This is a genomic window from Scytonema sp. UIC 10036 (genome assembly GCF_009725235.1).
In genome coordinates this window covers 85,912-99,953 of record NZ_WJFC01000023.1, presented here as the reverse complement: position 1 = coordinate 99,953, position 14,042 = coordinate 85,912, and the positions used below count along the sequence as shown (strand labels likewise).

The window sequence follows — 14,042 nt, the reverse complement described above, 5'->3', positions numbered from 1 at the left end:
ATGCTTAATATAATGTAATTAAAAGCAAAAATGAAAACCGATTGTCAGTGATGAATGCTTTCGAGTTCCCTTGGCTAACAGCCATAATTACATTGCCTCTGGTGGCTACCGCAGCCATCCCCTTCATTCCAGATAAAGAGGGCAAAACTGTCCGATGGTACGGTCTGGGAGTGGCGCTTGCAGATTTTGCGTTGATGATTTATGCCTTTTGGCAGCATTACGATTTTCAAAGCTCAGCATTCCAATTCGTTGAGAAGTATGCCTGGGTGCCTCAGTTAGGAATGAATTGGTCTGTAGCAGTCGATGGTTTATCAATGCCTTTGGTCTTGCTGACAGGTTTAATTAATACTCTTGCAATATTCGCGGCTTGGAAAGTAACCAAAAAGCCGCGTTTATTTCATGCTTTGATGCTGGTGATGTACAGCGCCCAGATCGGGGTGTTTGTTGCTCAGGATCTGCTGTTGTTCTTCCTAATGTGGGAAATCGAGTTGGTGCCAGTCTACCTGCTGATTTCTATCTGGGGAGGAGAAAAGCGCCGTTACGCAGCTACCAAATTTATTCTTTACACTGCTGCTGCATCAATTTTTATCCTGATAGCAGCTTTTGCAATGGCATTCTCTGGAAATACTGTCACTTTCGACATGACAACTCTGGGAATGAAAGAATATTCAAACACATTAGAATTACTCGTTTACGCTTGCTTCCTGATCGCCTTTGGCGTCAAACTCCCAATTTTCCCGTTACATACCTGGCTTCCCGATGCTCATGGTGAAGCATCTGCACCTGGTTCCATGATTCTTGCTGGTGTGTTGTTGAAGATGGGTGGATATGCCCTAATCCGCATCAACATGGAGATGTTAACCAATGCTCATGTTGTCTTTGCCCCAGTTCTAGCGATTTTGGGTGTAGTCAACATTATTTACGGTGCTTGCTGTGCCTTTGCTCAAAACAACCTCAAGCGTCGCTTGGCTTACTCTTCAATCGCCCACATGGGATTTGTCCTGATTGGTATTGCCTCTTATTCAGAAATGGGCATCAGTGGTGCAATGCTACAGATGGTTTCCCACGGTTTGATTGCTGCTAGCCTGTTCTTCCTCTCTGGTGTGACTTACGAGCGTACTCACACTTTGATGATGGACAAGATGGGTGGTATGGCAAAAGTTATGCCTAAAACCTTTGCTCTTTTCACAGCAGGTGCGATGGCTTCTCTAGCACTACCTGGAATGAGCGGTTTTGTAGGTGAATTGATGGTTTTCTTGGGACTTGCTACAAGCGATGTTTACAGTTCCAGCTTTAAGGTAGTCGTTGTCCTTCTCTCGGCTGTTGGTATTATCTTGACTCCGATTTACTTGCTGTCCATGTTACGTGCAGTGTTCTACGGCAAGCAAAGTCAAGAGTTGGTTCTGGATGCTTTTGTACAGGATGTCAAACCTCGCGAACTGTTTATTACTGCTTGCTTGTTAATTCCCATCATCGGTATCGGCTTGTATCCTAAGTTGGCAACTCAAGCTTATGATGTGAAAACAGTGGCAGTTGCAATGCACGCTCGTCAAGTTCTGCCTGTTGTTGCCAAACAACAACCAACAAGTTTATATTCTCAAATTTTTACTACCCCAACAGTGGCTGATTCCGAAGTTTCAGGTTTGGTTAATATTGCTGAGTAATTATCTGTTCCCAGAGGCTGGTGCTATTAATTTAGGTTAAGAAAAAAATAAGGTGGGGGTGATGAGTGCAAGTTGTGCGAGCGCGAAGCGCAAGCTGTACCGAGCTTATCGCTCCCACTACTATCATTTATAAGTATTTCATCATCGCCAACCCCAAATCCTCGGTCAAAAACTGACAAAATCTATATTGCACAAGTATTCCAGCAGTTTTGTTGTAGCTCCGGGCGTTGCAAAGGACACAAAGAAAGAGGAGAAGAAAATCGGTAATCTCGTGGTGGGAAGGAAGTAATGGCAGGCAAGATGCTCGCACCACAAGATGTGGTTTATTAATATGAAAATTGCTGTCAACCATCTTTATCGATTAAAGTGATTATTCTATGGCAAGGGATAAGCACAATATGGTTGAGAATTTGCGACTACAACAAAATAAATCGCGAACTGCTTTATCACTTTTTTCTGGGGCTGGTGGCTTAGATTTAGGTCTTATGCAAGCAGGTTTTGATATCCTTGCTTGCATTGAGATCGATCCACATTGCTGTCATACTTTACGTGCAAGTGCAAATCGAGATGGGCGAAGCACTCGTGTGATTGAAGACGATATTCGTAATGTCGATCCAACGCAATTGATGGGGGAACTACTTCTATTACCGGGTAAACTTGATTTATTGTGTGGTGGTAGCCCTTGTCAGTCATTTTCACAAATTGGCAAACGTGGTTGTTTGGAAGACGAGCGGGGAACATTACTGTTTGAGTTTGTGCGTTTTGCAGAAGTGTTGCAACCCAAGGCAATTTTAATCGAGCAAGTCAAAGGGCTTCTGAATGCACCGGATCGGAATGGTAAAATTGGTGGCGTCTACGAAATGCTTCAAATGCAGCTTCAGGAGCTTGGTTACGAGCTGAAGATGAAGGTTATTCGAGCGGTAGAATATGGTGTGGCGCAGATGCGTGAAAGGGTATTTGTAGTTGCCATGACAAAGGATGGAGGCTTTGAGTTTCCTCCACCGACACACAGCGATCCCTCAAAACCTACTCTCTCTATTTCTCCATTGCCACCTTATGTTAGTGTTGGAGAGGTACTAAGGGGGCTTGGTGAACCAATATCGTGTAGAGATAACCAACTGAATGATAACCATATTGATATTACACCTGTTGGCGATCGCAAGCGGATTCACGGTGTCCCCGAAGGTTCACATCTAGCAAAGGAATTACACCTTCCTATTGAGCAAAGGTGCAAATTGACTAAGAAAGACACCACGAAATTCCGCCGTTTGTCTAGGACGGAACCGTCCATCACTTTACGATGTGGAGAGATATTTTTTCATCCAACTGAAGACCGCTATTTGACTCCTCGCGAGTATATGCGTATTCATGGGTATCCTGATACTTACCTTTTAAAAGGACCGATTCGCGGTCGTTCTGGTAGAGTACGTTACTTGGATCAACATCGTCAAGTTGCTAATTCTGTTCCGCCACCCATTGCTTGTGCGATAGGCAAGGCAATTCAGCAAGCATTGGATGCTAGCGAGCTGCAACAGAAACATCTGCTAAATTACTCAGAGTGACAGGATTTGTGCCGTTTAATTTTAAGAATACCAAGTTTAATATCATGTCTGATTGAATAATTATCATTGAATTTCACGCAAAGGCGCAAAGGCGCAAAGACGCAGAATTTTTTGATAAGTAATTAGGCGGACTTGATATTAAGATGTAGGTTTGCTAGTTGCTTGACATCAGATGTCAGAATTTCTGGTTTAATTAATAATTCTATGTGTAAACGCTATGTGTAGGTACCTAGGTGCTTCAACCCCAATCTGAGGAAAACGATTTCATGCCCACTATCTACGACTTGTTTGGTTACCCGTTGGACGATCGGAGTAAAGTAGTAGAAAACAACCGCAAAGTGTGTCAATGCCCTTTTATGGGAACAACCTGCGATGGTGGTGGAAATCGATACCAAACAGAAATCAAGTTGACCCAAACAGAACCGCTTACACAGTATTTCAACCCCGACATTAAGGCAGTTGTACCGGGTATATGTTCCATCATGGCAGGGGAGGACATTTGGGTTGTGTGTCCGCGTAGGTTGTTGGCAATGCGATACGGCGGGGAAGGATTGCCACCTGTAAATCATCAGTTGCAGGAATACGAACGTGACGTGTTGGTAAATGCGGGTTTACCTCGTGGCGTGGATATTGGTATATGGTCGGAAGTGTACTTAAAACAGAAAGCAGCTGACGCGGACATCAATTACCACTTTGATTACATCGCCGCCCCGTTAATAAACGTTTCATTGGAGGAAGCCCTCTGGCAACAAAACTTGAGCGATATTCAGATTGAAAGCGAATTGAAAGGTTTGGTAGAAGCGGCAAAGAAAAGTGGTTACTACCCGAAGGGACAACGCAATCCTGCTAAGGTAGCAATCCTTTTGCCTGATATTACACATCCTTACATATTGGAAGTAATGACAGCTAGCACAAGTGGTTCGGATAGCGAACATTCTACGGATATCAGGAGTGCCTTCCGCAATGCTATTCTTTCAAATGACCATACCAGTCCTGGCATTAACAAGCGTCAGGTATGGGGTCGTATGGTGACGCAATTGTTTGCGAAAACAGCATTAGCATATCAATGGGGTGGACGTACTGTATGGGTCATTCAGGACAAACTACTTCGTAACATTGAATTAACGACGCGATTGCGAACAAGTACCATAACTAACAATCCACATCAGAACATTCATTTGGTGGTAATGCACTATGAGGTTTCTGAAGACGGAAAGCGAAAGATGGCTTTCAAAACAACTATAGCCGGTGAAGCAGGTATAGATTTTGAAGGCAATAACACGTTCACTGATATACTACTGTCCAAAGCTGCTCCACACAAGATTGAACTGTTAAAAGCGATTTTGCGCCGAAAATTAGATGCTATTGTCCATTTGTAACAAGAGACATCTGGGGAAAAAAATGTGAATGTCTTTTAAAAACTATGCCTCTAGAAGGGTTCTGTAAACTATCTACTTAATTTTTGAAGGACTAGTAAAACGAGATAGGGTAGCCTCTAAAGCAACTTACATAATGACATTTTTAACTAAACTTTTAATTATCTGAACCTATAAGATTTTACTAGCTAGGAAATTTTCCAAATATGTTGAAAAATAAACTACTTAAGAATTCCTCAGTCTAAATATTGACTTTTAAATAATATTTTTGTACTATTGTCAAATTGACTACTGTGAACTAGGGTACTTTAGCTGATTCCAAAGTATCACCCATTTATGGAAATAGTATAACTTAGTCTAATCTAACTAGGACTGATAGGTTTAATTATAAAAAGGAACTATTTCAAATAATTAAAAAGGAGTTACACAAAATGAATTACAATCGATTAAGGGAAGAAAGGAATGAACTATCGCAGTTAGATTATAGAGACTGGTTGGAAAAAACAATTGATGAATTGAAAGGAGAATTAGGGCCGAAAATATTCTTCTTAAAAAGAGAGCTAAATGACAAAAGGGTGAGATTTATCATTGATGTTCACTCTTTTGCTTATCAGATAGCCAAACGAAAAAACATAAGACTACCAATGTATAAAGAGGAGAAAACATATCGAGCGACAATAAACATGACAGATGAATGTCAAAAGGTATTCAAAGACAAAATTCAAGAAATAAAAACTGCTTTATCAAAAATTTTAATCGATATAATCCAGAAAAGTATAGTTATAGATTCAAATGGAGAAAACTCTGAAAATCTTATTGACCAATTAATTGAATCAATGCTCACCCCCTTGGGAGCAAAGTCTCAAGAGACGTCTTTGTTTACTTGGGACTTTCCCCAGATGCATGGGTTGAGTTCCCAAGAGCTAACCCTGGAATCAGAGATTTATACCCCTATAATTAGGAGTGACAAAGTAACAATCGAGATAAGTAGCGCAACTCGATTTCGCCAATCTATATTGACAGCACTAGAAGCCTTTGTTCGCTTGAAGATCAATGATGAATCAAATGAGGATAATGATAATTATGTAATTCAGAATGTTAGAACCAACCTAGATTTGATGAAGAATAATAGCGCTAATAATAACGAATTATTACTACTAGAAAAATTAATTAATCAAGAAACAATAGGAAGACTAAAAAGAGAAGCAGAGGTATTATATTTAGAATATTGGGCAAAATTAATTGGTAACGAATGTGATGAATTAACTCAGAAAAGAGAAGTCATATATCGGTATGCATATGAAGGAAAAGAAAATTCACATGAAATATCAATTCGCGAAGCATCATTTTATTTGAGAGATTATAGTAGACGCATCAGATTGCTAGAACAATTTATCAACGATTCGAAGAAGCCCGATAGTTATTACGACTTAACATACCAAGGTGTAACCGTGAATATCAGAGAATTATTCTCTCGGCGGGATGCCTTTTCCGAATTACCTATCGTTGGTCAAATTAATGGTTGTATTGGAGAAACAGATGACCCGCATCAAGGTATCACTAAAATAACTTTTGGATTGAAATTCAAATTGAATGGGCGCGTCAATAATCCAGTTAGTTTCCGCACTTCATTTGCTTACGGACTGAACATAATTAAACCAGATTCAGAGTTAAATCAGCAAGAACTAGATGAAAAAACGCCGGAAGAAAGAAAAAGAAAAGTTGAGAAAATAATTAAATTTTTCATTCTTTATTATTTTGCCTTTGCATGTCTTAATCCCTTAGAAGCCAATTATCGTTATGAAGAGGTTCTTCAGTTTGATGTAGTTAGACAATTTACAAATAAAGTATTGCCCCGGTTAAGCCAACCAGACCCTCAGAGTGACGCAGATAAAGAAAAGCTGATGGAAGGATTTGTCAAGGGTATGAGTAAATACTGTGTGGCACAAAAACTAGAAGCAATAGCACTGATTCTTAAAAAATATTTAAAACGAGAAAAAACTTTATTATCTGACGAAAAGCTGGTAAATATAGGGTTGTCAAGAAAATTACTCATCTCAGAATTAAGCGAAATAAGTGACAAGGGTAGATTTTTTGGAGATGAACTATATTCGGATAATTTGAAGCAATGCCTACAGTATGTCTTTATTTCCCCACAAGGGGTGTCGAAAGAGGCAATCATCCAGTTACCTGTAAAGCTGAAGTTTGAGACAGATAATTTCTATCGCACAGGTAAAAAGTGCGAATTTGCTATGACGTATCAAACAGACAATCTACAACTGCTCCCTGTGTTATATAAGTTTGTGAAAAATAATGAAGTACAGCAGTTTGAACGTGACAAAAGAAACATCCAGCAACTAGCTCCATTATTGGGGCAGAAAGTTAACTTACCCACAAACGCGGAGCAAACAAGCGATCTACTCAGTCGTATCGTGTTTCCAGGTTCATTGATAGAGTTTACGGTTGAGGAACTAGCTGTCGAAAAGCTAACTGATGGAGAGCGTTTTATATACGAGCTAACTTTGAAGACCCTTGGATTGATAATAATAGAGATTTTGACTTCAAAGGCAAAACAAAATAAAAATTTATTTGTAGGTCAGTGGATACTACACGAAACAACTGAAGAAAAAACCACGCAACAGGAAACAATAATTCATCAAATGACTGAAGAGTGGAGCCACTTATTAGGTAACTTCATGTTGATGAATTCCCAGGGAATAGTAATGCCAGAAATCGACAGACATAAAATTCCAAATGCGAAGAAGTCTCTATACTCTGTATTACCTCAAGAATACTGTAGTAAAAATAATGAAAAACGAGTTCTTAAAAAATTATTACTTGTCATGGTGTCAAGTAACAAATGCGATGCTCGTTCTTCACGTTGGGGAGAAAATTATATTGCAAATTTGACAGGTGAAATAGTAGCAGTAGAGGAAACAAAAACGGGCATCAGGGTAATACGAGTAAAAAATTTAGCAGATAATTGCTCAGTAGATGAACTGTATCGCCATCCAAAGATACTCCGAAATGCAATTAATGTGATGTATGAAAAGGGTTTTCGCCACGTTTTGTACATTGCTAAAACACCGTTTTCGGAGCAATTGCGTGTGACCGATCAACAAAACGAACTATTCTTCATGTCGCCGCAGATTATCAAATTTCTCAAGGAAATTGCGGACGATCTAGTAATATATCCGGTTTTGTACGATAGTTATAGTGCTCTATCTATCGATAGTCATGCCAAAGAAGAAACATTGTATGTTCAGGACGTGCGACAGTTAAGCAACGTATTTAATGACCCAAATCGCTCGCAAGTAATATTTTTTAATTTGCTCACTGTAAAGACTATTGAAAAAAATAGGACTTTCTATAACACGGTAACGACTTATTCTACTTTGTTGAACGCTCATCCTGGTGATGCGCTAGATGTAAATAAGGTTATGGATGGTCTAATTAAGGAGGGTCAACTGAAAAATGACATCATGTTTTACTTAACACTATTTCATTATTCAAGATACGAAAAAAAACAGAGTAAGTCGGAACAGTTGTTACCTAAACTCGAGCCGCTTAATGATATAATTGGCGACAGTACAATTGGTAGATCATCAGCCAAATGCAGACATTGTGTCCCAGGAGTACAGATGAATTATCTCGCATTTATGACAGAAGTTTACAATGCCTTGGGAGCTTCAATTCTAAGAAAAGATGCAATTAATGACGTTACCAATTCATCTGAAATTAATCTCTCTTTCATTGATGTAATTGCAGAGTATTTGAATAAAAACGAAATAAAAGATCCTTTCACTCAATTGCCCAAAGATTATCATATTTTTTTAGTTGAAAATCATAATAATCCAGTCCTAAAAGAGCAAATTAAATCATTACTTGAAACTTCTGGTTGGATTATTGAAAATGGAGCGATCGATATTCCATTTTAGTTAAATAACGAGAGATTTTTTTCATGAAAATTAGAGAAGCACAAGGACATCTTTTTGAGTTGGCATTTAACGCAGGAATATTGACGGCGATTCATCAATCAGGAATGAAATATACTCACATGGATTTATTCATTGATGACCTCAAACGTATCAATCATAGAGGTGTCGTTAATAAACTTGTTGAAATGAAACTGTTGGAAGGATTTATTGATGCGGAAAGTCAACGAATATGGGCTGGATGGGGCAAATTATTACTCCTGCGCGGTCATCTTGGCGGTTTGGGTTTATGGAAGGAACTGATGGATTCGTTCGGGTGTTCACCTGCTTCCTACGGAAACTGGGAATTACTGTATATGCAGTGTTGTCTCTCGGACGAAGCAAGCATGAGAACACTGGAGAAGGATCAACATGAGCGATATTCTCAGATTCTTTCCCAGTTTGGTATTACTGTAGATAAAGTTACACCATACATAAATAAATATGCTGATACGGGAGAATTTTTAAAAGCAGATACATTGTTGCTATTATCAAAAGAAGGTCAAAAAAAGAAGGAATATCACATTGTCTGCGTCGATTTGTCTGCTTTCACAGTGGAAAATAGTGAATTGAATTTCCAAAAAGATAACGACGAGCTAACGAATGAACAAGAATTATTTGATTCCTGGAACTTATCTAGCGCCCTGTCAATTCTTGAGTCTCTAAAGGCAGAACTGCGTTATTTGATATCTAAGAGTGTTTACCATAAATTAAAGTTTGATACTCAAAAAGGAAGCAATCAGCAATTAATAGGAGAATACATTCAAGATTATCTTGCCGCTTTTTCTTATTACGATAAAGACTTCGTTAAGTTGGTACAGGCAGCATCATACTCCGCTAGTCTTGTCAAATTTATTGATTTAGAAAAGAGAATACCAAAGGATGCAACCATACAAGTTACGGCTATTGGTTACACCACGCGAGGAATGAGTACCTTAAATGTTGGTCGGGATGATTTCCATATACTCGATCTTTGCGCTAACGCGTATAAATCCATGAAGAGACAGCAAAAGTCAGATAGAGAAAATTCCATCAACACTTACGAGCAAGCGCTTTCTAAAATGATAGATTTGATTAAAAGGAATGCGATATTCAGTTTGTCGTATTCGCCCAGCCGAGTAGGAGTATTGGAAAGTGAAGAATTAGTAGAAAAATATCAACTTAAAAAAACTGATAATGACCAAAAAATCCAAGAATTTGTTGAATCTTTGTGTGATTTTAGTATTGCATCTGATCAAAATGTGTGCTTTAGTGAAACACTTACAAATTTTAACAATCCCTCGGACTTGTTAGACAATTCCATTACTTCAAAATACCATCTTCCCGAAAAAATTAAATTAATAGATGCCCACGGCAAAATAATTCAAGAACAACTATCGCTTAATTGCCACAATTTGTTGCTAACTGGTAATCCTGGTATCGGTAAAACAACAGCAGTCGTGAATTTTCTCCACGAACATTCTAATGAAGGCTTTCTATTTTTCTATATAAGTCCGCGTCTCTCTGTTAATGAAGACACAATAAATAAGTTTAAAGATAAATTGTTTGCTGATGACCTGTACTGTATTTGCACCAGTCACGCTACTATTGCCGGTAATAATGACAAGGCAACTGTGAGATATTACTCAAATTCCAACAATCAGAACTTTGAGCGACTAGGGGTAACTTTTATTAGTACAGAATATGATAAAAAGCATATTACAAACTGGAAAAATTCCATAAATCGAGAGTCTAGCTATTCTTTACGCTATAGCAAAAAATCTGGAACAGGAGTTATTAGAAGTTTATGCGATGCAGGTCATGCCCTAATTAAAGATGGGGTGACAAGAATAGTTATTACCTGCTCCACTCAATCTCTCCGCAAATTGAATAGTGGCGGTGACTCCTTAGATAACTTCCAAAGATTATTTCGTTCGGTTACCAACAATGGTGAAGTCATTCCAGAGTTAATGAGTGAATTATCTTCACGCATGAAACATATCATCGTTATGATTGACGAAGTAACAGGTGATACAGCTGGAGTTGAATGGTTTCACTTAATGAAAAAGTGGTTAGGTAAAAAACTTGAATTGTTTGAGCCTTCCTACGGGTACAATACTAAATTAATTGTTGCGGATGCTTCTCTAACAGGTGTTGATGTTGTTAAACCACACCTTGGTATAAGGGAAGCAGAACCCGATAAGATTTACTGTTCTTTTGTTGATAAAGAGCAAGAACCATTAGCAGTTAGTTTTCAGTCCTTCACAAATTCTTCTGCACCGTCAGATAAAATTGATTCCGTTATTATTAACGTAAACTCCTATCCAGCGAAAGCCCTTGAACTAATATACAAAGTTTTCTTCGAGGTTAGCAAAATTAATGAGGATGGATCGATTAACACTGAACTAGGGCAGTCAGCACGAGATGAGTCGTTAGTAAACGAAATTACTTGTTACGTTAATAATCCAGATTTAGGACAGTTAATTGTTTATATCCAAGATAAACAACGTCTGAGGCAATTAATTTCTTTTGTTAAAAAGAAACTGTCTCGCTTCGATAAAAATGAGACATATTTGGAGATACATTCCCAGATACCTGATGGGGAAATGGAAATGCTGCTCAAACGCAAAAATGATGTACGAGTAGTCTTTATGACAGCATCAGCAGCTCGCGGTATCTCCTTTCCTCTTGTTAAACATATTATTGTCGAACTACCCAGGTTTCAGATAGAAAATAACTTGATGGAGATAATTCAGGTTATTTATCGAGGTAGAGGTGAGTTTGGAGAGGGACAGAATAATGACCGCGCTTACAAGAAAGTGACAGTGTATATTGTTGAAAAAGTTTTTACAAATGTACTTAACAATCAACAAAGTAAAATCACCCGTGCTGCGAATTTGATAGGTTCCCTGCTCGTTTTACGGGTAGCTGTAATGACGCGAATCTTGGGTGCTGGTTATTTAAGTGGACGCAATGTAGCAATGATTCCCATTGGTGGCAAAGCCGTGTATTCGAGTGGCGAAACCTTCAGTACCCGGATTAAATCTCTCATGCAGCTACTGCGGAGTTACCACCGCCTTCATCCAAATGACCAGGATGTTGAATTAGTTCTCGAAGGTTTGTCTCCTTTGTTTAAGTCATCTGAGTTTCTCGTTCAGCCTCCTCGCGCATCTAATCTTTCTGTTTTCCAGGAACAAACGAGGAAGAAAATTAGCTTACTATCTCTACTGGAGTCAGGGGTTGATTTTTTATTTGACCAATGTTCCTGCATGGCTGACCTTTTGGAGATAGAAATTAGCCCATGTGTTTACATGGACGGTTCGCTGTTAATTATCCCAATGAATAATCATACTGTTACATCACGTTACAGTATTGATCCCTATTCACAAATCCGCTCTCACATAAAACCCAACTTTAGAGTTGCAATAAGAAATATCAGTCAAGGAAATTACTCAGAAAATATAAAAAATGAAATATCCTTTGCCATTGATTTCATTGAACACCTGCTCCAAAACGAGGGAAACACTCAGCAACTTAGCGACTCTAGTAATTTCAGCGATCAATATTTAGCTGTTCCTCTGCATTTTTTGGTGAGAGATGAAATTCTCCAGCGATCGTTCGCAGGGGATGACAATTCCCCTGTAAGTCTCGACTTTCGTCTGTTACTAGAGCGTTACGTCAAAGCTTTATACCCTGCTAATGACTTTCTTCCCATTGGGGATGGCTTCCCAGATTTTCCTTGGGTAATTTTTAAAAGTTATGACTTGGCACACATTCGTCGTAGTTTGTTTAGAGCAAATTACTTTCTTAACTCTCGCTCCCTAAATCTTCTCAATCTGATTTTGTCACGTCAATAAAGGCGCAATTGGGAGCATCCCTCTGTCAATGTTGGGTTTCGTTCCTCAACCCAACCTACTAGTATTTCTTTCTGATTCGTTGTATTTGCTGTTGAAACTCAGCTCCTTTTTCAGGATTCACCATGACTACAAAATTCGCAAAACCAGTTACTGCAGCAAGAAGATCTGAAGAATTTCCCCAAGACTTGCCTTCTAGTCCGTCTTTTTCTATCTGATAGAGGGTTGCACGGAATTGCTTTAAGGTTTTCTTGGAGATGTTGAGTTTGTCGTTGACAACGACTCCGGTGACTTCTTGCTGATGGGATTTTCTTAAAATTCTGGTTTTCTCTTGGTTGATGGCAAAACCTTCATAAATGACTGCGGATTCTGTACGTTTGAGGATATTACAGATATGACGCAAGTTATCTCCGGATGCTGAGAAGGTAAGGTCATCAGCATAACGCGTGTAAGTATAACCTAGTTCTTGTGCGATCGCTGTTAAGCGTTTGTCGAGACGGCGACAAAGTAAGTTAGTGATTGCTGGGCTGGCGGGGGAACCTTGGGGGAGATGGCGTTCATCAAGTGCGACATAATATGTCTTACCATCGAGTTCTAATTCTTCAACTTCAGCAGCCGTACACAGCAACCCAAATATTGTTGCTGCTGCTTCCGAATAACCAAAGGATCGGAAAAGTCCTTTAACCCGTTTGTAAGAAATAGAGGGGAAAAAATCTTTGAGGTCAAAGTTGATAATGACATCAGCACCAACATGGGGGGTGGCGTTGGTGACGATGGAATGATTGTTCCGAAAACCGTGTGCGGCTTCGTGAACTTCTAACTTTTGCAAAATATTCTGTAAAATCCAATGCTGTGCCTGTTTTAAACTGGGTAGGGGAGCTGATATCAACCGTTCTCCTCCAGTTTTTTTGGGCATTTTGAAACGGATATAGTGGCTGACAGTGGAGGTTTTGCGATCAAATGCTAAAAATCGCAATTTGCTCACACTTATGCCCATTACAGTCGCAATTTCACTTGCGGTGTTGCACAGTGGTAAGCCATAGCTTTGCAGCCTTTCGTTATTACCTTCAGTCTCATTTAATCCAGCTGAGACTCCCTCACCAAGATAAACAATCTCTTGCTGTTTTTTTTGCTTCCAGGCTTCCGCACGTTCTTGTCTTTCCCGCTCCCGTCGTTCCTTGGTTTCCTGACGCTTGCGCCGCGACTCGGCTAAGCGCTGCTTGAGCATCTCCTTCCGCAGTTCCTTTTCGTTGCGGAGACGGCTGCTTTCCTGTCTGAGTTTTTCCAGTTCCCGCCGTATTTCTCCCGCACGGCGAATTTCATCTGCCGGGTCTTGAGGTATTGTACCTTCAGCAGGCCAGAAACCGTAACGAATCATTTCTTCAAGGATAAATTCTTCTCTACCTATTTGACGGATACGTTCGTAGAGTTCTTGACGGGTACGGGGTTGATCGGTCATCCTGGTTATTCGTACTCTTTTGATTTTGGTAGAGTTAATGTAAAAAAAATCACGCAAGCTTAATAAGTTGGCTTTCCCTTCGTAAATCCCTCTGGACTAGACAACTCAACTCAGCGGTCACGGTACTACCTGGCTAATTCACTACATGGATGTCAACCCGGAATACCAGGTAGT

The 14,042-nt window shown here is 39.4% G+C and carries 6 protein-coding genes; 5 read left to right on the top strand and 1 reads right to left on the bottom strand.

Annotation, left to right across the window (positions count from 1 at the left end; translation table 11 throughout):
• Window positions 1–50 precede the first annotated feature (50 nt).
• From F7734_RS13460 to F7734_RS13440, 5 genes are all read left to right on the top strand, one after another.
• A complete protein-coding gene (locus F7734_RS13460; RefSeq protein ID WP_155745208.1) occupies window positions 51–1,664 on the top strand; it encodes an NAD(P)H-quinone oxidoreductase subunit 4 in 1,614 nt (537 codons plus the stop codon).
• Window positions 1,665–2,041: 377 nt separating this feature from the next.
• Window positions 2,042–3,226: a DNA cytosine methyltransferase gene (locus F7734_RS13455; RefSeq protein WP_155745201.1), complete on the top strand. Its 1,185-nt coding sequence runs from the start codon at window positions 2,042–2,044 to the stop codon at window positions 3,224–3,226.
• 266 nt (window positions 3,227–3,492) lie between these two features.
• Window positions 3,493–4,605: a hypothetical protein gene (locus F7734_RS13450; RefSeq protein WP_155745200.1), complete on the top strand. Its 1,113-nt coding sequence runs from the start codon at window positions 3,493–3,495 to the stop codon at window positions 4,603–4,605.
• Between the two features lie 428 nt (window positions 4,606–5,033).
• Window positions 5,034–8,540 (top strand): hypothetical protein, encoded by a 3,507-nt coding sequence (locus tag F7734_RS13445; protein WP_155745199.1) that lies wholly within the window; start codon window positions 5,034–5,036, stop codon window positions 8,538–8,540.
• Between the two features lie 23 nt (window positions 8,541–8,563).
• Window positions 8,564–12,412, top strand: coding sequence for a helicase C-terminal domain-containing protein (locus tag F7734_RS13440; RefSeq protein ID WP_155745198.1), 3,849 nt, complete (start codon window positions 8,564–8,566; stop codon window positions 12,410–12,412).
• A gap of 58 nt (window positions 12,413–12,470) precedes the next feature.
• Here the strand turns inward: F7734_RS13440 and F7734_RS13435 are convergent, their stop codons facing one another.
• Window positions 12,471–13,868 carry a reverse transcriptase family protein gene (locus F7734_RS13435; RefSeq protein ID WP_155745197.1) on the bottom strand — a complete coding sequence of 466 codons (1,398 nt, stop codon included), beginning with the start codon at window positions 13,866–13,868 and terminating at the stop codon, window positions 12,471–12,473.
• Window positions 13,869–14,042 lie beyond the last annotated feature (174 nt).